This window comes from Bradyrhizobium sp. S3.3.6 (genome assembly GCF_040546905.1).
In the GTDB taxonomy this organism is placed as follows: domain Bacteria; phylum Pseudomonadota; class Alphaproteobacteria; order Rhizobiales; family Xanthobacteraceae; genus Bradyrhizobium; species Bradyrhizobium cytisi.
In genome coordinates this window covers 138,068-159,238 of record NZ_JBEPOT010000016.1, presented here as the reverse complement: position 1 = coordinate 159,238, position 21,171 = coordinate 138,068, and the positions used below count along the sequence as shown (strand labels likewise).

At 63.9% G+C, this 21,171-nt stretch carries 17 protein-coding genes; 5 read left to right on the top strand and 12 right to left on the bottom strand.

The window, feature by feature from the left end; all coding sequences use genetic code 11:
* Positions 1 to 61 precede the first annotated feature (61 nt).
* The 3 genes from ABID59_RS33540 to ABID59_RS33530 all read right to left on the bottom strand — a co-directional run bounded on the left by ABID59_RS33540 (position 62) and on the right by ABID59_RS33530 (position 2,527).
* Positions 62 to 988, bottom strand: coding sequence for an SMP-30/gluconolactonase/LRE family protein (locus ABID59_RS33540; protein ID WP_354086201.1), 927 nt, complete (start codon positions 986 to 988; stop codon positions 62 to 64).
* A gap of 137 nt (positions 989 to 1,125) precedes the next feature.
* Positions 1,126 to 1,959 (bottom strand): GyrI-like domain-containing protein, encoded by an 834-nt coding sequence (locus ABID59_RS33535; RefSeq protein ID WP_354086200.1) that lies wholly within the window; start codon positions 1,957 to 1,959, stop codon positions 1,126 to 1,128.
* Between the two features lie 220 nt (positions 1,960 to 2,179).
* Positions 2,180 to 2,527: a hypothetical protein gene (locus ABID59_RS33530; protein ID WP_148754609.1), complete on the bottom strand. Its 348-nt coding sequence runs from the start codon at positions 2,525 to 2,527 to the stop codon at positions 2,180 to 2,182.
* Positions 2,528 to 2,709: 182 nt separating this feature from the next.
* On the opposite strand from ABID59_RS33530, the gene ABID59_RS33525 reads away from it, so the two are divergent.
* Entirely contained in the window at positions 2,710 to 2,934 is a 225-nt protein-coding gene (locus ABID59_RS33525; RefSeq protein ID WP_148754610.1) for a hypothetical protein, read from the top strand.
* A 281-nt stretch (positions 2,935 to 3,215) separates the two neighbouring features.
* Here the strand turns inward: ABID59_RS33525 and ABID59_RS33520 are convergent, their stop codons facing one another.
* Positions 3,216 to 3,872 carry a glutathione S-transferase family protein gene (locus ABID59_RS33520; protein ID WP_354086199.1) on the bottom strand — a complete coding sequence of 219 codons (657 nt, stop codon included), beginning with the start codon at positions 3,870 to 3,872 and terminating at the stop codon, positions 3,216 to 3,218.
* Positions 3,873 to 4,050: 178 nt separating this feature from the next.
* On the opposite strand from ABID59_RS33520, the gene ABID59_RS33515 reads away from it, so the two are divergent.
* Positions 4,051 to 5,274, top strand: coding sequence for a polyhydroxyalkanoate depolymerase (locus tag ABID59_RS33515; RefSeq protein WP_354086198.1), 1,224 nt, complete (start codon positions 4,051 to 4,053; stop codon positions 5,272 to 5,274).
* Positions 5,275 to 5,402: 128 nt separating this feature from the next.
* Here the strand turns inward: ABID59_RS33515 and ABID59_RS33510 are convergent, their stop codons facing one another.
* The 8 genes from ABID59_RS33510 to ABID59_RS33475 all read right to left on the bottom strand — a co-directional run bounded on the left by ABID59_RS33510 (position 5,403) and on the right by ABID59_RS33475 (position 17,781).
* On the bottom strand, positions 5,403 to 8,771 hold the full coding sequence (locus ABID59_RS33510) for an adenylate/guanylate cyclase domain-containing protein (RefSeq protein WP_354086231.1): 3,369 nt from the start codon (positions 8,769 to 8,771) through the stop codon (positions 5,403 to 5,405).
* Positions 8,772 to 9,029: 258 nt separating this feature from the next.
* Positions 9,030 to 9,545, bottom strand: coding sequence for a hypothetical protein (locus ABID59_RS33505; RefSeq protein WP_148754614.1), 516 nt, complete (start codon positions 9,543 to 9,545; stop codon positions 9,030 to 9,032).
* Between the two features lie 503 nt (positions 9,546 to 10,048).
* Positions 10,049 to 11,917: an ABC transporter ATP-binding protein gene (locus tag ABID59_RS33500; protein ID WP_354086197.1), complete on the bottom strand. Its 1,869-nt coding sequence runs from the start codon at positions 11,915 to 11,917 to the stop codon at positions 10,049 to 10,051.
* A 9-nt stretch (positions 11,918 to 11,926) separates the two neighbouring features.
* Positions 11,927 to 12,853 carry a 2-hydroxyacid dehydrogenase gene (locus ABID59_RS33495; protein WP_354086196.1) on the bottom strand — a complete coding sequence of 309 codons (927 nt, stop codon included), beginning with the start codon at positions 12,851 to 12,853 and terminating at the stop codon, positions 11,927 to 11,929.
* 7 nt (positions 12,854 to 12,860) lie between these two features.
* A complete protein-coding gene (locus ABID59_RS33490) occupies positions 12,861 to 14,189 on the bottom strand; it encodes an NAD(P)/FAD-dependent oxidoreductase (RefSeq protein ID WP_354086195.1) in 1,329 nt (442 codons plus the stop codon).
* A gap of 43 nt (positions 14,190 to 14,232) precedes the next feature.
* Positions 14,233 to 15,108 carry an ABC transporter permease gene (locus ABID59_RS33485; RefSeq protein WP_354086194.1) on the bottom strand — a complete coding sequence of 292 codons (876 nt, stop codon included), beginning with the start codon at positions 15,106 to 15,108 and terminating at the stop codon, positions 14,233 to 14,235.
* 3 nt (positions 15,109 to 15,111) lie between these two features.
* Entirely contained in the window at positions 15,112 to 16,062 is a 951-nt protein-coding gene (locus ABID59_RS33480) for an ABC transporter permease (protein WP_148754619.1), read from the bottom strand.
* A gap of 27 nt (positions 16,063 to 16,089) precedes the next feature.
* Positions 16,090 to 17,781: a peptide ABC transporter substrate-binding protein gene (locus ABID59_RS33475; RefSeq protein WP_354086193.1), complete on the bottom strand. Its 1,692-nt coding sequence runs from the start codon at positions 17,779 to 17,781 to the stop codon at positions 16,090 to 16,092.
* Between the two features lie 204 nt (positions 17,782 to 17,985).
* On the opposite strand from ABID59_RS33475, the gene ABID59_RS33470 reads away from it, so the two are divergent.
* From ABID59_RS33470 to ABID59_RS33460, 3 genes are all read left to right on the top strand, one after another.
* Positions 17,986 to 18,621 (top strand): cupin domain-containing protein, encoded by a 636-nt coding sequence (locus ABID59_RS33470; protein WP_354086192.1) that lies wholly within the window; start codon positions 17,986 to 17,988, stop codon positions 18,619 to 18,621.
* 139 nt (positions 18,622 to 18,760) lie between these two features.
* Positions 18,761 to 20,602, top strand: coding sequence for an ATP-binding protein (locus ABID59_RS33465; RefSeq protein WP_354086191.1), 1,842 nt, complete (start codon positions 18,761 to 18,763; stop codon positions 20,600 to 20,602).
* 69 nt (positions 20,603 to 20,671) lie between these two features.
* Positions 20,672 to 21,121 carry a cupin domain-containing protein gene (locus tag ABID59_RS33460; protein WP_354086190.1) on the top strand — a complete coding sequence of 150 codons (450 nt, stop codon included), beginning with the start codon at positions 20,672 to 20,674 and terminating at the stop codon, positions 21,119 to 21,121.
* Positions 21,122 to 21,171: the final 50 nt, after the last annotated feature.

The following is a 21,171-nucleotide window of genomic DNA, read 5'->3' as shown; positions in this document are numbered from 1 at the left end:
TGTTACGGCGGAGGCAGCCTGGATTGCTTCGTCGCTTCGCTCCTCGCAATGACGGCTTGGCTCACTTATTCAAAAAATTCAACGGCAAACCGCCGCGCGGCCAATCCATGGCGACCAGCTCGCCTTTCCCTGATAGCGTGATGTAGGCGGTCTTGAGCCCGGGGCCGCCGAAGGCGATGTTGGTGGTGACGCGGTCGCCGGTCGGGACCTGCTCGACCAGGGTGCCATCCGGCGCGATCACCGAGATGCAGCCGGAGACAAGCGTAGCGACGCAGACATTGCCGTTGGCCTCCACCGCGAGCGAGTCGAACATCTGGTAGCCGCCGAGGCCGCAAATCGGGTTGCCCCGTTCGCCACGGTAGATCACCTCGCGCGGCTTCAGCGTGCCGGGCGCGGAGAGCTCATAGGCCCAGAGCCGGCCCGTGGGCGTCTCCGCGATGTAGACAGTGTTTTCGTCCGGCGAGAGACCAATGCCATTGGCCGGCAGCACGCCGTGCACGACCTCGACGATCTCCCTCATGCCGGGCTTGAGATAGTACATGCCGCCGACATCCATCTCGCGGGCGCGACGCTTGCCGAGGTCGGAGAACCACAGGCCGCCATGCTTGTCGAACACGAGATCGTTCGGCCCGCGCAGATCGTGCTCGCCGCATTTGGTCACGACGGCCTCGACCTTGCCGGATTGCAGATCGACGCGCTGGATCGAGCCGCCGAGATAATCGTCCGGCTGCGGTCCCGGCATGATCATGTTGCGGGTCGGGATCCAGGAGAAGCCGCCATTGTTGCAGATGTAGATCTTGCCGTCGGGGCCGAGGGCCGCACCGTTCGGACCGCCCGGCACCTTGGCCACGATCTCCTTACGGCCGTCGGGATAAACGCGGGTCAGGCGCTGGCCGCGGATTTCCACCAGCACCACCGAACCATCAGGCATCACGACCGGCCCTTCTGGAAATTCGAGGTCGGTGGCGAGAACACGGACGTTGGACATTGGGGGACCCTCCCGGCTGCTTGTTATGGCTTGCTCGGGATGTCCGGCACGGGCCCCGCTGGCAAGTTTTGCCAGCGGTTATGACAAAGTAGGTCCCCCTTGCCAAGCAAGCGGGATGGTATGCCAGCGTTGCAGCACTACTCTCTTACGGGCACCCAAATCTCGAAGCCGCCGTTGCCGGTCACGGGATCGAACTTCTCATCGTACCGCTCGAAGTTCGGCGCGTCCGCGGCCTTCAGGCCCGAGGCCGGCAGCCACTGATTCCAGATCGTGTTGACGGTGCGGCGGATCGAGGCGACGTGGTCGGTGTGGGTGAACACCGCATAGCGCTGCTCGGGGATGCGGATGCGGCCGAGCCCGCGCGGCAGATCGGAGAAGTCGGCAACCTCGACGCCGGCGATGTAATCGAAATTGCCGGCATCGTCGCCGTTGCAGCACACGCCGTAGGCGACGCTCCCGACGCGCGCGGGAATGCCGGCGACCTCCTGATGGAAACGCTGCCACAGCCCAGGAATGATGGCGCCGTTGTCGCAGGTGATGCGCTCGGCGAGGCCGGCGACGAGGAAGGCCTTTGCAGTTTCGAAACGCGGGGCTTTGAGATTGTCGAGCATGGTGGACTCCATGAGGATCGGCTCCTGAAGTGTGAGATGGTTGACGCATGTCGTCGCCCGTACCGCTTCGGGCGTGGTGCCGAACTGGTCGCGGAACGCGCGGGTGAATGCTTCGTGCGAGCCGTAATCCGCCTCCAGCGCCAGCGACAGAATATTCGGCGCGCCCTTGGCAAGGTTGCGCGCCGCCTCACTCAGCCGCCGTGCGCGCACGTAGCGCATCACCGGCAGGCCGACTGCTGCGGCAAACGCACGCACCATGTGGAACCGCGACACGCCCCCGATCGCAGCAATCTCGTCGAGCGTCATCGGCTCGGCCAGATGGCTCTCGATGTACCAGAGCGCGCGCTGGGCTGGGTTCATGGTTACGACTCTCGTTCGAAGCGTGGCGATGATGCGCGTGCTTATTGCGCTCCGCTTGATCAGGATTGCTCGCGTGCTCCGGATGCAGTGCAACGCGCCGCGCTTCGCGGCGTGGTGCGCTGCTAAGCCGGGGCCCATATTGCCGCGATCTCGTGGTCCCTGGGTCCCGGCTCTGCGTCGCGTCATTTCATGCCGCGCCGCGTCCGGGACACGACACCACCTACTTCGCATCCTTCGGCGGCGGCGCGTCCTGCTTCTTCTTCAGATCGTCGGCCTGCTTCACTTGGGCCGCCTGGAGATCGCCGATGGTCTTCTGGAGGCCTATGAGCGTCACCTTTAGCGCGTCGATCTGACGGTTGGCGGCATCGACTTTTTGCTGGTGATCGAGATTGAGCCTGGTGATGGTCTTCTGGAGAAAATCGACATTGCTCTGGAGACAGCTCGTGCGCCGCTCCATGGTCTTCTCGACCGTGCAGATCTCGATGCCAGGGACGTCCTGCGCGTGCGCCGGCGCATGCGCGACGAGCGCTAACATGGCGAAACAAACGGCGGCGAGCGTGCGCGGCATTCCGGTTCCTCATCAAATTAATCACGGCAATGTGCGCCGATTGAGCGCGCCTCCCCGAAGCTACCACACTCGTACCGCATTCTCGCGTTGAGCTTGGTTGTTCCCTCGGACGGGGAGCAGTGAACCGCGCGCGTAAGAAGTGGGCGCTCTTTCCGCGGCTTTGATTAGGGGAGATTTTTGGAATGGCAACGCGCGATAGACGTCTGGCGGAATTCGACGGTGCCGGCGAGCCGCCAGCTGGCCTGCCGGTCGAAGTGCTGTGCGAGGACCACAGCGGAACGTATCAACTGCCGTTCGCCTGCCGCTATGTCGAGGGCCGCTGGCAGAACGACGCGGCCGGCGTCCCGGTGGAAGCCACCGTCATCGGCTGGCGCGTGCCGCGCTTAAAGCATTCCGGCGTGGCCTGACAGCACTCGTCTGTCTCAAAATGCAACGGGGCCGCGCTCAGCCTTAACGAACGGAACGCGGCCCGAACGAATCACGTCCGAATCAGCCGTTTGGCGCTGTACGCGGCTGTTCACGGCTAGATGTCGACAAGGCCCCGCTATGGCGCACAATATCTGCGCGACGTGACCGCTGCCCCTCGCCAATTGCCGGCGCCAAAAGTTAATATTGACAAGGACATAGGGGGCGGCTGGGGCGCAGTCCGTCGCCGCCCCGGAAACAGGCAGAGCGGTGCAGCGTCTGCCTAATATTCGACCTCGAGCTCCTCGATCTCGGCCGGCTCTTCCTTCGCGGCCGCGATCCATTCCTTCATCTCGGGCATCGCCATGATGGTGTCGGCATAGGCCTTGAGCCGCGGCTCGAGCTTGACGTCATAGGTGACGAAGCGCGTCACCACGGGGGCGTACATCGCATCCGCCACGGTGCGGGTCTCGCCGAACAGGAATGGGCCGCCGGATTTCGCCAGGCAGTCTCGCCAGATGAACCAGACCCGGTCGATGTCGGCCTGCGCGCGCGACCAGATCTTGAAGCCGGGAAAATGCCCTTTCAGATTGACCGGAAGCGAGGCGCGCAGCGTGGTGAAGCCGGAATGGATTTCTCCGCAGATCGAGCGGCAATGCGCGCGCTGGACGCGATCGGCGGGCAACAGTCCGGCGTCCGGCATCGCCTCGTTGAGATATTCGGCAATCGCCAGCGTATCCCAGACGGTGGCGCCGTCGTGGCGCAGGCAGGGCACCAGGATCGAGGACGACAGCAGCAGGATTTCGGCGCGCGCCGATGCATCGTCCGGCGCGGTGACGATCTCCTCGAAATCGAGCCCGGAAAACTTCGTCAGCAGCCAGCCACGCAGCGACCAGGATGAGTAGTTCTTGCTGCTGATGGTCAGTGTCGCCTTCGCCATAGGGCCTTTCCCTCACGCCTTTGACTTGCAGTGACTTGCACGCCGCCCAGCCTGGGCGCGCCCGTCACCTGTGCTTCCTGCGAAATGAGCAGCAAGCGACGTGCCAGTTTTAAGGGCGGCCCAACGCGCTTCTGGCTCCGATATTGCATGGCACCATCGGACAGGTGGGCGCTTCAGTATGATGTCGATGTATTATCAGGCTTTTCAGAACCAGATGGACCTGACGGCGCCGTGGCGGGCGGGCGCCTCGTCCGCGCTCAAATATCTCAATCTGGTGCCGCAGGGTCTATCCGACCAGGTCGTCGGCCGGCTGTCGGCGGCGCTGGAGCTGATCTCGCGCTCGACCCTGACCTATCACCGCCCAGCCTATGGCATCGACAGCGTCATGGTCGGCAACCGCGAGGTCGCCGTAACCGAGGAAATCGCCTACGCCACCCCGTTCGGCTCGCTTCTGCATTTCAAGAAAGAAGGCGTGGGCGAACAGCCGCGCATGCTGCTGGTGGCGCCGATGTCCGGCCATTTCGCCACGCTGCTGCGCGGCACGGTGAAGACGCTGCTGCAGGACCACGACGTCTACATCACCGACTGGCACAATCCGCGCGACATTCCGCGCAGCGAAGGCCGCTTCGGGCTCGACGACTACACCGAGCATCTGATCGACTTCCTCGGACAATTGGGCCCGCGCCCGCATATGGTCGCGATCTGCCAGCCGTCGGTGTCGGCACTCGCGGCCGCCGCGATCATGTGCGAGGGCAATCATCCGTCGCGGCCTGCGACGCTGACGCTGATGGCGGGGCCGATCGACACGCGCATCCAGCCGACCAAGGTCAACGACTTCGCCAAGAGCAAGCCGATCGAATGGTTCGAGCAGAACCTGATCAACTACGTGCCGGTGCAGTGCCAAGGCGCGCTTCGCAAAGTCTACCCCGGCTTCGTGCAGCTCACCGCCTTCGTCTCGATGAACCTCGAGCGCCACATCAAGCAGCACGTGGATCTCGCCAACCACATCGCCAAGGGCGAGAAGGAGAAGGCGGCGAGCATCAAGACCTTCTATGACGAATACTTTGCGGTGATGGACCTGCCGGCCGAGTTCTACATCGAGACGGTGCGCGACGTATTCCAGGAGCATCTGCTGCCGCTGGGCAAGCTGATGCATCGCGGCCGTCCCGTGGACACCAGGGCCGTCGGCCGGATGGGGCTGATGACGGTCGAGGGCGAGAAGGACGACATCTGCTCGATCGGCCAGACGCTCGCAGCGCAGGACCTCTGCACCGGCGTCCGCGCCTATCGCCGTGTCCATCACATGCAGGCCGGCGTCGGCCATTACGGCGTGTTCTCCGGCAAGCGCTGGAATAACGAGATCTATCCACTGCTGCGGGACTTCGTGCACGTGAATTCGTGAGGCTGCATTCCCTCGCCCTCGCGTCGCGCTGCGAACCCAATAGGCAATTGGGCGTCGAGCTTCGAAGATGCGGGCGGAACGATCGAGATGCCTCTCTTGCCACGGCCAGCTGGAGAAACGGCACGTAGCTAAGGCTCCCTCTCGAGCAGTTCCCTCGCTTCAATAACTTCTGGAAGATCTCGCTCCGCATCGAATCCAGCGAGCACGGGAGCCAGCGCCACGGACACTGCGCCCACCCGGCCATTCTTCTTGTGCAGGCGCGCAAGTCCAAGGGCGCTGCGCAGCTCAAAAGTCCTCGCCTGTTGGTGTCGAGCGATCTCCAGCGCGCGATTGAGGGCATTTTCAGCCATGGAATCGGCCGCAGAGTCGTGACGCAACAAGAGCTCCCCCTGGACACGATGCAGCTCGGCATCAAGCCAATGCTGGCCGGATTGCCCTGCGGATGTGATCAATTCGCTCAAGATTTCCAGCCCGTTTTCGAGTTGGCCGGACTCCGCGTTCGCCATCGCGACATGCATCCCCCAAAACGGTTCACAGAGATAGCAGTCATTCTCGTGCAGCAAGGCCCAGCCGCGACGCATGTCCGTCAGTCCGGCCGTTCGATCGCCGGCGCGCCACTTGGCCAGGCCATGCAGGTAGGTGCCGGCGGCCACATACAGCGGCATCGTATGGTCGCGAGCGAGACCGAGCGCCAGAATCGTCTCTGTTTGCTGCAACATGCCCCCGCATAGTCCGTCGAACACGGCTCGATGGACAAGCGCATTGGCCTGGGAAAGCGCCCGCTTTTCGCCCGAAGCGCTCACCCCTTCAGCGGCGAGGCGGCGTGCGCGAGCGATTTCGCCAAGCGGCCAAAGCACCAGGGCAAGAAACCTCATGATCACGAACGGGAGATCCAGCGCCGAGGCCCTGAACGTCGCGGGATCCGGCTCGGCACCATAGATATCGAGTGCCTGCTCAAGATGCGCTCTCGCGTTCAAGTAGTCACCCCCGAACCAGCAGGTGACTCCACCCGTCCAATGCGCGACGACGGCGGCCACTGGCGAGTGCGGTCGTCGGTCAGCGGCGCTCATGATGGAATCCGCCAACTCCCGCATCGGAGCGAACTCGCCGTGTGTCAGGCAGGCATTGAAGAGGCCCGAATGGACTGGCGCAAGTTCAACCGGATCGTTGATGTCGGCTGCGATCCGTCGGGCGCGCGTCCATGCGGCCACCGTTTCCGGGGCGCTGTGCCCGAGACTGCCTCGTAATGCGCGGCCATATGCGATTTGAAGATGCAGCCTGCTCATCAACCGGCCAGGCTCATCGGGCAATTCATCGGCGGTGGCAATCGCCTTGCCAAAATGTGCAATCGCTTCGGAATAGGCCGAACGTTTCAACGCCTGCTGGCCCGCCTTGCGCCACCACTCGATGGCGGTTTCGCTCAGCCCGGCTTCCGTGAAGTGGTGTGCTATAATTTCAGGTTCAGTCTCGGCGACGATCGGAAACTTCTCACGCAGGACATCGCCGATACGCGCGTGAAGCACCTGCCGTTTGCTCTTAAGCAGGCTCTCGTAAGCCGCTTCCTGAACGAGAGCGTGCTTGAAACTATAGTCTGCTTCGGGAGGAGCCCCGCGACGCACCAGCAGTCCGGCCTCTCCGAGTTGCTCTAGCGCAGCGCTGAGCGTCAAATCATCGCGTCCCGCCACATATCTCAGCAGCGGGTATGAGAACTCGCGACCGATAGCGGCGCCTATCTGCGCCACCTCCTTGACTGGAGCCAGCCGGTCGAGCCGCGCCATCAGAGAATCCTGCAGCGTCGCCGGAATAGCGAGCGGCGGGAGCGGACGACCGAGGCGATAGCGCCCGGCATCTTCGACGAGCAGTCCGGACTCCAGCACCATCTTTGTCAGTTCCTCGACGAATAGCGGGATGCCATCCGTCCTGTCGATGATCTGCTTCATCATTTCGCGTGGCAGATGGCGACCAACGGTCACCTCCTCGACCAGCGCGCGCGTGTCCCGCCGATCGAGCCGGTCGAGCCGCACCAAGCTGACGTTGGCAAGGCCCGACCAGGAAGGCTCGAACTCCGGCCGGGCCGTCATGAGCACGAGTATCGGGAGTCCCCTGATCCGGTCGACCCCGAGATCGAACAGTTCAAGCGTCGTGGCATCGGCCCAATGCATATCCTCGCAGACAACCAGCAGGGGTTGCTCTCGCGCCAGCCCCTCAAGCTGATCGAGAAGGACGGCAAATGTCTGTCGTCGCTGCTGCGCTGGACTCAAACCGAGCGGTGGACAATGGTCGCTGGTTGGAATCGAAAGGAGAGCCGCAATGAGGGGTGTAGCTGGGGCGACCTGCTGTGTTCCAAGCGCCAGCATTGTCTCAAGCTTGTCGAGCTTTTGCCTGGGCGTATCGTGCGAGCAGATGCCGGCGGCACGCTCGATCTGCGCGACAAAGGGATGAAGCGCGCTGTTGGTGTGGTAGGGCGAACACTGATACCGCACCCGGCGGTGCGCCCCCAAGGCGGGACTTTCGGACAGCGTTGCGACAATGCGCGACTTGCCGATGCCCGCTTCGCCAGAAATCAACACCATCTGGCCTTGCCCCTGCCATGCGAGCCGCTGGCGCGAGAGCGTGAATTCAATCTCCTCCTTGCGGCCGACAAAGCCGATCGAGCGGGCCGCACGGACCGCCTCGAACCGGCTCTCCGATGCGCCCGCCCCCTCGACCGCCCAGACCGCGATGGGTTCGGATATCCCCTTGACCTCGCGGCGGCCGAGATTGCGAAAAGTGAAGAGGTCGCCAAGCAGCCGTCGCGTCGACGACGCAACGACGACCGCCCCCGGTTCCGCCAGGCTCTGGAGCCGGGCAGCGAGGTTTGGTGTATCGCCGACCGTTGCGTGCTCTTCTGACGCATCGCCGCTGATGAGGTCGCCGACCACCACAAGCCCGGTCGCGATTGCGATCCGCAGTTCAACCCGCTCGTCGGCGCCTGTTTTGAGCCGACTAATCGCTGAGATGGCGTCCAGGCCCGCTCGCACTGCGCGCTCCGCATCATCCTCGTGGGCGCGGGGATAGCCGAAATAGACGAGTATTCCGTCACCGACGAACCTGACTATCTTGCCGTCATAGGCAGCAATGACGCTCGCACAGGCGGCGCGGTAGGCCCGGATCACCTCCCACATATCCTCGGGATCGAGACGCGCCGAGAGTGCAGTCGAGCCGACCAGATCGCAAAACATAACGGTGAGGTGGCGCCGCTCGGCGTCCTGAGGAGGAGGAGCCGGCGATGCGATCAACGCGGCCGGATCGAGGTCAGCAATAGCACGCAGCATTTTACGGCGATGGCCGAGCAGGACTCCGAGCTTATCGAAGTCCTCGCTCATCAGTTCGGGAAGGACGTCCACGTCGATCCCATTTTGGGCAAAACGCTCCGCGTATTGTCCAAGTCCAAGGTTCTCGAGCCACTCCGCAATCTGCATTGGCTCCCACCGATCGTGTGGTTGGCGGTTTCGCAGAATTTTGGACCACGGCGCGGGGACGATATCCCAACGTGACCACGATGGCACGCCTTGTTTGTCGTGCGACAAATTAGGCTGCTCAGTGCCGATACCACTTCCATGGATAGTGCTCGATGCGAACGGTTGCACCACTAAAATCGCCGGCACGCAAACGTTTGACTACTGAGGTTGCGAAAGATCGCCAGCTACTCGCTTTCAGACTGAAGCCGAAGCCAAACACTAGCGTCCAAACAGATGTCTTCCGTGAGCACATCATCATTCCTTGTCCATGGGGACTCCGCGGGTACGAGCCATCGTGCCCGCCGCAACTTGAAGCGAAGAGCCAACCACCCAAGAGCCGGCAACAAAGCCTATCAGGCCATTGGGCAGGTTTTGATCAAGGACAAGGATGCTGACGGAGAGAGTTGCTGCCATCGCAGCGCCGAACGTTCCTGCGGCGCTCATGATCTCTGCCACCTCGGAACCATTCCACTCTTCCGAGATGCTCGAAATCGACTTCCGCGCGACGCTGCCAGACAAATCAATTCCGACATAACAGCTAAGAGCTCCGTAGAGCATCATTAGCAGCACGATCCAGCCGCTTTCAAACAGTCCACCTCTCTGACGCAACAAGGTCGCACCCACATAGAGGCCACAAGATGCCCCGATGGCTGCGAGCCCAATTCTTTCAAGAAGATGGGCCGCTTTGATCAGGTCAGAACGAGCAATCCGAAGATTGCCGACGTATCCTGTTACGGATAATGCGCTGGAAACTGCGTTGCTTATCTTCATTGGGGAACTCCTCAGGTAATAAGCGACCTACCGGCCGCCCCTGAATAGAGGGCAGCCTCGTGGACGCGTTTTGCGATTCCCTTGATTCCAATTTCTGAAAAATCTGTGCTGAGTGATGGGGCTGACTTGCTCGTGAGCAAGACGAGGGCCAATCCAAAGCTGCGAGCACGCGGCTTCGCAGGCATTGCATCTCACCCGTGTCTGTCAGTTGGGTCCGGGTGCGGCAATTTCTTGCGGGCGTGATAGCTCGAAAAGAGAGTGATGGAATATGAGGCAGTTCACATACCGCAGTTCCTTGTCGTTCGATCTGGTCACAATTTCCGGAGGACAGGTCTGCATTGTCGCGATACTCGGGAGCGCAGGAGCGGAAGCTGAAAGGCGCGGTTAGTTCACAAGCTGTCCCGCGTTTCGCCGACGTCAGACCTATCCACGCTTGCCTGTTTCGCGCACGTCAACTCATGGGTTCGGCCGCGTCACCGAAAGCGCACCGCACCCTGCGCGCGTCAGGCCGACCACTCCTCGCCCCAGGCCTGGACGACGTGGCCCGGCGAGACTTCACGATATTGCCGGGCCGGCGGCTGGTAGTCGGCCGCGCGCACCGGACTTCTGATCTCGTCATTGGCGACGTCGCGCCTGGTGCCGCGGCGTGACGGATCTGGCACGGGAACGGCCGCCATCAGCTTCCTGGTGTAGGGATGCTGCGGGTTGCCGAACAGAGCAGCACGCGGGCCGATCTCGACGATCTCGCCGAGATACATCACCGCGACCCGATGGCTCATCCGCTCGACCACCGCGATGTCGTGGGAAATGAAGAGATAGGCCAGCCCCATGCTGGCCTGCAGGTCGAGCATCAGATTGACGACCTGCGCCTTGACCGAGACGTCGAGCGCGGAGACCGCCTCGTCCGCGACGATCAGTTTTGGCCCGAGCGCGAGTGCGCGCGCGATGCAGATGCGCTGGCGCTGGCCACCGGAGAATTCGTGCGGAAAACGCGCGGCCATGTCGGCGGTGAGACCGACGCGCTCGAGGAGGTCGGCGACCTTGTCGCGCGCCTGCGACGCTGTCGCGAGACCATTGGCCAGCAGCGGCGCAGCAATCGCCGTTCCCACCGACATCCGCGGATTGAGGCTCGCGAACGGATCCTGGAACACGATCTGCATGTGCTTGCGGAAATCGCGCAAGGTGCGGCCGTTCATGGCGAGCACGTTCTGGCCGTCGATCAGGACCGTGCCGGCGTCGGGCTCGGTCAGCTTGAGGATCGAGCGTCCCGTGGTCGACTTGCCGCAGCCGGATTCGCCGACCAGCGCCAGCGTCTCGCCGCCGCGCAAGGTGAAGGAGATGTTCTCGACCGCGTGCACACGGCCCGAGACCTTGCCGAACAGGCCCGAGCGGATCGAAAAGCGCGTGGTGAGATTTGACACCTCTAACAGCGGACGCTCGGCGCTCGACACCGTGTCGGGCGTCTCCGCCGGCTCGTCCGAGGTGCCCGTGACCTTGTCGACGATCGGAAAGCGCATCGGCCGCGTCCGGCCGTCCATCGAGCCGAGCCGCGGCACGGCCGCGAGCAGCGCGCGCGTATAGGGATGCGAGGGTGCAGCGAAGATGCGCGACGTCGCGTCGGTCTCCACCGCCTGCCCGCCATACATCACCACGGTGCGATCCGCGATCTCCGCGACCACGCCCATGTCGTGGGTGATGAAGAGGATCGACATTCCCTCCTCCTGTTGAAGCTCCTTCAACAGTTGCAGGATCTGGGCCTGGATGGTGACGTCGAGCGCGGTTGTCGGCTCGTCCGCGATCAGGAGTTTCGGCTTGCAGGCCAGCGCCATCGCGATCATCACGCGCTGGCGCATGCCGCCGGAGAAACGATGCGGATGCTCGTGGAAGCGCGATTTTGCCCCGGGGATACGGACGCGGTCGAGCAGGCGGATGGTCTCGGCTTCCGCAGCCGCGCGCGACAGGCCGCGATGCTGGGTCAACGCTTCCGCGATCTGGAAGCCGATGGTGAGCACCGGATTGAGGCTCGTCATCGGCTCCTGGAAGATCAACGCGACATCGTTGCCGCGGATGTCCTTCATGCTCGCTTCGGGTAGCGTCAGCAGATCGCGGCCGGAAAGCATGATACTGCCCTCGCTCTGACCGCTCTCCTTGGGAATGAGCCGCATGATCGAGAGCGCGGTGACACTCTTGCCCGAACCGGACTCGCCGACGATCGCGACGGTTTCGCGGGGCGCGATCTCGAAGGAGACGTTGCGAACGACCGGGATCCATTGCCGCTCGCGCATGAACGACGTGGTGAGGCCCGCAACCGACAGCACGGGCGCCGGAGCTTCGGCAACGACTTGGTCAGGTGCGTTTGCGCCGATGCTCATGCAAGGACCCTAATAGCCGCGATCACGGTCGACACGCCCCGGCAGGGGCTCGCCGCGGCGGTGGCGCGCGATAGTGTCGAGCACGTAGTCGACGGCCGTTTCCGGCTTCGTCGTGCTGGCGATGTGCGGGGTCAAAAGAATGCGCGGATGGCTCCAGAACGGATGGCCCGCGGGCAGCGGCTCAGGTTCGGCAACGTCGAGCACGGCGGCTGACAGCACGCCGCCATCCAGTGCCGCGATCAGGTCGGCCTCGACCAGATGCCCGCCGCGCCCGACATTGAGCAGCCGCGCGCCGCGGGGCAGACGCGCGAACAATTTTGCGTTGAGGATTCCGTGCGTTTCCGATGTCAGCGGCAGCAGGCAGACGAGAATGTCGGTCTGCCCCAGGAAATCCGGCAGGGCGTCCGCACCCGCATAACAGGTGACGCCCGCGATGCTGCGTGGCGAACGGTTCCAGCCGACCAGCGGAAAATCGAACGATTTGAGCCGCTCGAGCACGGCTTGGCCGAGCAGACCAAGTCCCATCACACCGACACGCCGTTCGCTCGTGTGCGTCACGGAGAGCTCGCGCCAGACCTGATCGCGCTGCTGGCCGATGAACTGCACGAGATCGCGATGCAGCGCGAGCACCGACATGCAGGCATATTCGACCATGCGCTCGGTGATACCGGGCTCCATCATGCGGACCAGCGGAACATGCGGCGGAAGTTTTGTGATGTCGAACTGATCGACGCCGGCGCCGACCGAGAACACCAGCTCGAGATTGGGGAACGCCGCCGCGATATCGTCCGGCGGCTGCCAAGCCACGAGATAGCGCACCGTTGCGGGATCACCGATGTCGGGCCACAGCCGGAACGGCATGTCAGGCGCGCGCTCGGCGAAGAACGTCGCCCACTCTGCACCGCGTACCATGTTGGCCTTGTAGAGAACCGTCATGCCGCCCTCAGAACGGGCTGACCGGCGCGAGCCGCCGGCCGTCGATCATGCGCTTGTGGCTGTAGGCGGCGGGATCGACCAGCGGCGTCGCGCCGGTCACGATGTCGGCGGCAAGCTTGCCGGCCGCAGGGCCGATGCCGAAACCATGACCGGAGAAGCCGGTCGCGAGGAAGAAGCCGGGCAGCGCATCGACCGGCGAGATCACGGGGATCGTGTCGGGTGTGCAGTCGATGGTCCCGCCCCAGGCCTCCGCGATCTCGATGTCCTTCAATTCCGGATTCGCCTTGATCAACGACGCCAGCGCGGCATTGACCAGCGACATGTCGGGCTCGGGATCGCGCACGCGCTCGGTCTCGAACGGCGACGGCTTGTCAAGGCTCCAGCTGGTGCCGCGCATGACCTGGTCGAAGAACGACTTGCCGAACGAGAGCTTCAGTCCGTTCTTGCGATGCAGATAGGTCGGCCAGAACGTGCGGGCGTAGCGGAACAGGTCGGGCGACAGCTCCACCGTGCCGCGGTTGCGCAGCGCCAGCGTGAAGCCGCCATCGAGACGTCGGCGGATGCAATAGAGATCGGTACCGAGCGCGCCCGAGGTGATCTCCGGCGCTGGCGTGGTCCGGCATGCGGTGGCGTTGACGAGGCCGATCGGCAGCTCGATGCCATGACGACGGCAGAACAGCGACGACCATGCGCCGCCCGACAGCAGCACGGCTTGCGTGCGGATGGTGCCCTTCTCGGTGACGACGGCGCTGACCCTTCCTCCTTGTGTCTCCAGCCCGCGCGCAGCGCAGCCCTGGTGAATGGTGACGCCATGTTTTCGCGCCGCCGTCGCCAGCGCCGGCACGGCCATCGACGGCTCGGCGCGGCCGTCGCTCGGCGTGTGCAGGCCGCCGACCCATTTGTCGGTATTGCCCGGCATGCGCTCGGCGACCTCGGCCGGCGTCAGCACGGTCGAGTGAACCTGCATCTCGCGCGCGACCGCCGCCCAGCGCTCCCAGCTCGCAAGCTCGTCCTTGCTCTTGGTCAGGAACAGCACGCCGGTGCGGCGGAAGCCGGCATCGACGCCGGCGTCGTTCTGCATGTCTTCCCACAGAAGCAACGCTTCGCGTGCGAGCGGAATCTCCTCACGGGCGCGGCCCTGCTGACGACACCAGCCCCAATTGCGGCTCGACTGCTCGCCGCCGACATGCCCTTTCTCGACCACCGCAACGGAAAGCCCCTTCTTCGCCAGATGATAGGCCGCCGAGACGCCGATGACGCCGCCGCCAATGACGACGACGTCCACCTGCGCGGGCAGGCGTTCGTCGCTATTTATACGGTTGAGCGGCGGGGACATCGGACACTCCTGGAATTCAGTTCGATCGAAGCAGGTCGGCTCGTCATGGTATGTTCATCCGCGGATCGAGCGCATCGCGCAGGCCATCGCCAAGGAAGTTGAAGCTCGTCACCGCCAGCGTGATCGCGAGGCCCGGCGCAATCGCAAGCCAGGGCGCGCTGGTGAGATAGATCTGCGCGTTGTTGAGCATATTGCCCCAGCTCGCGGCCGGCGGCTGGATGCCATAGCCGAGATAGCTGACATAGGATTCGAGCAGGATCGCCTGGGCAACGTTCAGCGTTGCCGCAACCACGATCGGCGCAATCGCGTTGGGCACGAGCTCGCGGAACATGATCCGCAGGTTCGACGAACCGAACGCGAGAGCTGCGACCGCGAATTCGCGCTCCCGCAGTGAACGGACCTGCGCCTCGACGATGCGGGCAACGCTCATCCATGCGGTAGCAGCAATCAGCACGGTGGTGGTGACGGGGCCGGGCTCGGTGAGCGCGGCGAGTGCAAGCAGCAGGAAGATCGTCGGGAAGCACAGCACGGCATCGACGAGCCGCATCAGCACCGCGCCGACCACGCCGCCATAGAAGCCGGCGAAGGCGCCGACGACGATGCCGACCGCCATCGCCATCACCATCGCGACGATGCCGATCGAAAGCGACACCCGACCGCCCATCATCAGCCGCGCCAGCACGTCGCGGCCGAGCTCGTCGGTGCCGAGGATGTGCGCGCCCGAGAACGGCGGCGCGAACCGCTTCATGATGTCGATATAAGTGTCGTCGAAAGGCAGCAGATAAGGACCGAATGCCGAACCGAGCACGAGAACCAGAATGATCACAGCTCCGGCGAGCGCGAGCCGATGTCGGCGGAATCTCCGCCACGCCGCCTGGCCGGGCGCGGGCTGGTCCGTGGAAAGGGTCGCGATCGTCATCGCCTAGCCCACCCTGATGCGCGGATCGACGACGGCATAGAAGATGTCGGCCAGCAGCGAGCCGATCAGCACCATGATTGCCGAAAACATCAGAATGCCCATCACCACGGGATAGTCGCGATAGCCGATGGAATCGAGGAACAGCCGGCCCATGCCGGGCCAGGTGAAAACGGTCTCGGCGACCAGCGCGCCGCCGAGCAGCGTCGGAAATTGAAGACCGGCCACCGTGATCATCGGCAGCAGCGCGTTGCGCAAGGCATGCACGGTGAGGATCCGCCATTCCGGCATGCCCTTGGCGCGCGCAGTGCGGATGTAGTCCTGGTTGATGACCTCCAGCATGGAGGAGCGCATGAAGCGGCCCCACATCGCGGTCTCGACCAGCGCCAGCACCAAGGCCGGCGCGATCAGATGATGCAGCAGGTCGAAGAAGGAGCCGTCGCCAACGGTCTCGCGGTTTCCGGCCGGCAGCCAGCCCAGCGTCACCGAAAAAACGTAGATGGTGATGAGGCCGAACCAGAAGGTCGGGATCGACAGAGCGATCATGGCGCCGACGGTGGCAAGCGAATCGAACAGCGAATATCGCCGGAGCGCGCCTGATATGCCGATCCAGCAGCCGAGCAGCACCGCGATGATGGTCGCCGTCGTCATCAACTCCAGCGTGGCGCCGAGATGCGAGGAGATCACCGACAGCACCGTCTCGCCGTCGCGATACGACCTGCCCCAATCACCCTTGAGCATGCGGCCGAACCAGTCGAGATACTGGATCGGCAGCGGACGATCGAGCCCGAGCTGCCTGGTGACGCGGGCGAGATCCTCCTGCGTCATCTGCCCGGAGACGGCAAACTGCGACAGCGGGCCGCCAGGCGCAAGATGCAGAATCGCAAAGCCGATCGCCGAGACGATCACCAGCAGCATCATCGCCTGCGCCAGGCGATTGGCGACGTAACGGGCCATCTCAGGCGATCCCGCGGATCGAATGCATCAGGCCCAGTACCACTCGCGGATGTTCCAGCAGTTGATCGACATGTTGATGTTGGGGCGGAACCCTTGCAGCCCTTCCTTCACGCCTTCGGCGATGAAGCCCTGGAACAGCGGCAGGATGGCGAGGTCGTTGCGGACGAGCTTTTGCAGATCGCCATAGGTGATCTTGCGCTGGGCGAGATCGAACTGCCTGGCGCCTTCGGCAAGCAGCCGGTCGGCTTCCGCGCTCTGGTATTGATAGGTGTTGTAGCCGCGGCCGCCCTTGGCGAGAATGGCGCCGGAGCCGAAGCGCGGCGTCACGTCGGGGTCGCTGCCCAGCATGAAGTTCACCCCCACGATCACCGAGTTGAATTTCGACTGCTGCCAGAAATCACCCCAGATCACGGCCGCCGGCATGTTGTTGACGCGCATCGTCGCGCCGATCGCGCGCCAGTCCTGGATCAGGAGTTGCTGGGTCTGCTCGCGAACGGCATTGCCTGACGTGGTCGAATTGGTGAATTCGAGCTTCACGCCACCTTTTTCGCGCACGCCTCCGGAGCCGCGCATCCAGCCGGCCGCATCGAGCAGCGCATTCGCTTTCGTCGGATCATATTTGTGCTGCGGCAGTCCCTGCTGGAACGACCAGGCCTGCTGCGGCACGAAGCTTTCGGTCGGCGTCGGCAGGCCGTAATTCAGCGCATCGATGATCGCCTGCTTGTTGATCGCAAGATACAGCGCTTCGCGCACCGTGCGGTCGGCGAGCGGCCCGAACTCCAGATTGGGCGCGATGTGCTCGACCGAGGACGTCGCGGAGACGAAGATCTTGCGGCCCTTCAGCGTCTTTGCCTCCTGCACGAAGTTCGGCAAGATGCCTTGCAGGCCGGTGTAGTCGACCTGACCGGTGCGGAACTGGGTGTAGAGGACGGTGAGATCAGGGATATATTTGAAGACCACGCGTTCGACGTAAGGTCCTTTGCCGTGATAGCCGGTGTAGGCATTCAACTGAATATGGTCGCCGGGCACGCGCTCGCCCCAGCGGAACGGTCCGGTCCCGACCGGCGCGTTGTGGAACGGCGAGGCATTCGGATCGGATACCTTCTCCAGGATGTGCTTGGGCACGATGAAGGTCAGCGCCCCCAGAATCGACATGTAGGGCGAATAGGCAGCCTCCATCCGCCAATGGATCTCGTCGGGCGCGACGATCTTGATATCCTTCACGAGGCTATGGCCGACGCGGCTGCGCGCACGAAAGTCGGGATTGTTGTTCAGCTCGAGCGAGAATTTCACGTCGTCCGCCGTGAACGGCGTGCCGTCGTGCCACTTCACGTCGCTGCGCAGCTTGATCTTCCAGGTCAGGCCGTCGGCCGACAGGCCGCCATTCTCGATGGTCGGGACTTCGCGCGCGAGGTCGGGAATGAACTTGCCATCGGGATCGATGAACCAGAGCGGCGAGAACACCTGCCACCAGACGCCCTGGTCGACCTCGATGCTGGGCATCAGCGGATGGAAGACGGTCGGCTCCTGCGACAGCGCCGCAATCACCTGCCCGCGCGGCTTGTCCGGCGGATTGCCCGAGCGCTCGGTCTGGGCGAAGGCGTTACCGGCAAGGCTCCATCCCGCCGCCGCGCCCGCGCCGAGCTGGAAGAACTGACGGCGATTCGGAATGCCGAGATGCAGTGCCCCAACGCCGAACTTGCCGGTGTCGTCTGCCATGACCACTCTCCGTTGTCGCACCCGGCACCGTCTCCCGCGCCCCCAGACCCCGGCAAAGGGACAGGAGTGGGCTTTAGTGCTTCTAAATTTTTCGATCAAAAGTTCATCATGACTAAATACAGCTGTCAATCGGATTGCTAGGATGCGCGACCTTTTCACACCGCCGGCCAATTCCGGCGGTGAGGTCATGCACGGGAGAGCGACATGGATGGTCGCGGCAACACGAACGGTCCGAAGGACGCGCCGACGACCGAAACCGACGATGCGGTCGACCAGCGGCTCGGCGAGACCGTGCGGCTGCTGCGCCAGCGCGCCGGCCTCTCGATCCAGGACGTCGCCACCAAGACCGGCCTCTCCAACGGCATGATCAGCCAGCTCGAACGGGCACGCGCGATGCCGTCGATCCGCACGCTGCGCCTGCTCAGCATCGCGCTCGACGTGCCCATCTCCTATTTCTTCGAGACCAGCGATCCCGCCGCCGACGTGCAGCGCTACATCGTGCGCAAGAACAACCGGCGCCTGCTGCGGCTCACCGCCAGCGGCGTCGTCAAGGAAGCGCTGACGCCGGAAGGCACGGGCCAGCTCGAGCTCTACGAGCTCACGCTCAATCCCGGCGCCTCGTCAGGCACCGACTTCCTGCAGCACACCGGCGAGAAGGCCGGGTACATCCTCTCTGGCAGCCTGCGCCTGTGGCTCGACAACGAGGCCCATGTGCTGGAAGCCGGCGACAGTTTTCGTTTTCCGAGCATCGTGCCGCACATGTTCGACAACCCAACCCAGCAGGCCGCGCGCGCGATCTGGGTCACAACGCTGCGCCAGACCGATTCGCCCGCAGGTTGACCCAAAGGAACGCCTCGCCCCGATACCGCCGGAAATTGCCCTCGACGCCGCCGCAGGGAGTCTGTAGCTCACATGGAGCCGGACTCATTTGACAAAGCGGACTTTGGGGGTTCGCGACTGACGTCGTTGGTGCGAAAGCATGAAACTCAGGGGGCTTCTGACACTCGCGATGGCCGCGCAGGTCGTCGTGACCGCCGCGGCTCTCCTCGTCTCGTCTGCCGTGACCGGACAACCCTGGTTCGGTATTGCCCAGATCATTGCCCTGCTCGCAAGCGGCGCCGTCGCGGTGCTGATCGCGCGGCTCTGCACGCGCATGATCGAGGCGGCTCAAGACAAGCGCACCGCCGCGCAACTGGCCGAGCAGGCGCAGTCGAGTGCCCAGATGACCCAGGCCGTTATCAAGACCGCGCTGGATGCTTTCGTCCAGACCGACGCGAACGGGATCATCCTGGAGTGGAGCGTTCAGGCGGAAGCGCTGACCGGATGGACGCGCAAGGAGGCGCTCGGCGCTGACGTCGTCAGCCTTCTCATCGCCGAGCCGCTCCGCGACGGTTTCAGGCAACGCATGATGCGCCTTCTGCCCGAGCTCTCGAATGCGCCGATCGGCATCCGGTTTGAGGCGACCCTGCTGCACCGGGAAGGCGACGAGATCTTGATCGAGGCGTCGAGCACCACGCTCCAGCTCGGCGGGCGCACCGTCATCAACAATTTCGTCAAGGACGTCACCCAGAAGCGCGCCGCCGAGGAGCAGCTGATCCAGGCGCAGAAGATGGAAGCGGTCGGCCAGCTCACCGGCGGCATCGCGCATGAATTCAACAACATGCTCACGGTGATCACGGGCACGATCGAGATCCTCGCCGAGGCCGTGAAGGATAACACGCCGCTCGCCACCATCACCAAGCTGATCAGCGAGGCCGCCGATCGCGGCGCGGCACTGACCTCGAGCCTGCTGTCCTTTGCGCGCAAGCAGGCGCTGCAGCCGGCCGATATCGACGTCAACGACCTGCTCGAAGAGCTCGCAAAGCTGATGCTGGCGACCTTCGATAAGAAGATCGAGATCGTGAGGAGGCTCGACGGCACCATCTGGCTCGCCTTCGCCGACCGCGGGCAGCTCTCCTCGGCGTTGCTCAACCTCGCGATCAACGCCCGCGACGCAATGCCTGAGGGCGGCAGGCTGACGCTGACGACGCGCAATGTGGTCTTCGGCGTGCGCGAGTCCGTCGCGGTCGGCGCTGGCTATGCCGGCGACTATGTCGAGATCCAGATTGCCGACACCGGCACGGGCATTCCGCGGGCGATCCTCGAACGCATCTTCGATCCGTTCTTCTCGACCAAGGAGGTCGGCAAGGGCACGGGCCTCGGGCTCAGCATGGTGTTCGGCTTCGTCAAGCAGTCGGGCGGCGGCATCAAGGTCGAATCCGCCGAAGGTAGCGGCACGACATTCACGATCTACCTGCCGAAGGCCGAGACCAGCGTGCTTCGCCCGACCGGCTATGACGCGCGCAAGATCGTGGGCGGGACGGAAACCATCCTTTGCGTCGAGGACGACCGCGATGTCCGTCACTACGTCACGGTCCAGCTCGAAAGCCTCGGCTACAAGGTCATCCCCGCCGCCAACGCGAGCGACGCGCTCGCCATCGCGGCCCAGGGCACGCCCTTCGATCTGCTCTTCACCGATATCGTGATGGCCGGCGCCTTGAACGGACGGGAGCTCGCCGACGAGATGGTGGCCGCGCGGCCCTCCTTACGGGTGCTGTTCACGTCGGGCTATGCCCACGACGCCCCGCATGGGCCGGGACACGCCACCAGGGGTGCGCCACTTCTGACAAAACCCTACCGCAAGGCCGAGCTCGCACGCATGCTGCGCCGCTCGCTCGACACCGCCGTCGATGCGGCAGGCGACCCGATCCCGACGCCCTATTCGGTGCAGGCCGAGGTCGAAGGGTTCTTGCGGAAAAATGCGTCCGACCGCGACGGCTAGGGCGGATGGACTCCGCTCCGCACCTGGGCAACACTCCGATACGGCCGGAATTCCCAATGGAGGCGAGCCATGGCGTCACTTGAAAAAGGCATCACCGCGAACGGCACGGGTTTTGGCGGCAAGACCTGGAACATCCTGGGCCAGGTCTATTTCCCCAAGGCCGTCACTGAGTCCACCTTCGCGTTCGAGACCAACAGCGAGCCCGGCCAGTTCGTGCCGGTGCACATCCATCCGACTCAGGACGAGTTCATCCTGGTGCAGGAAGGCACGCTCGACCTCAAGCTCGACGGCAAATGGGTGAAGGCCCATGCCGGCGACCTCGTGCGCCTGCCGCGCGGCATTCCGCACGGCTATTTCAACAAATCCGACAAGCCGGCCCGCGCGCTGTTCTGGGTCTCGCCGATGCAAAAGCTGGAGGCGCTGTTCAACCAGCTCCACAATCTGACTGACCCCGCCGAGGTCGTGCGTATCTCGGCCCAGCACGAGGTCGACTTCCTGCCGCCCGAGGCCAACGACTAGGCGGGCGGACCGGATTTCATCTCGCCAGCCCTCACATCTGATGCTTACGA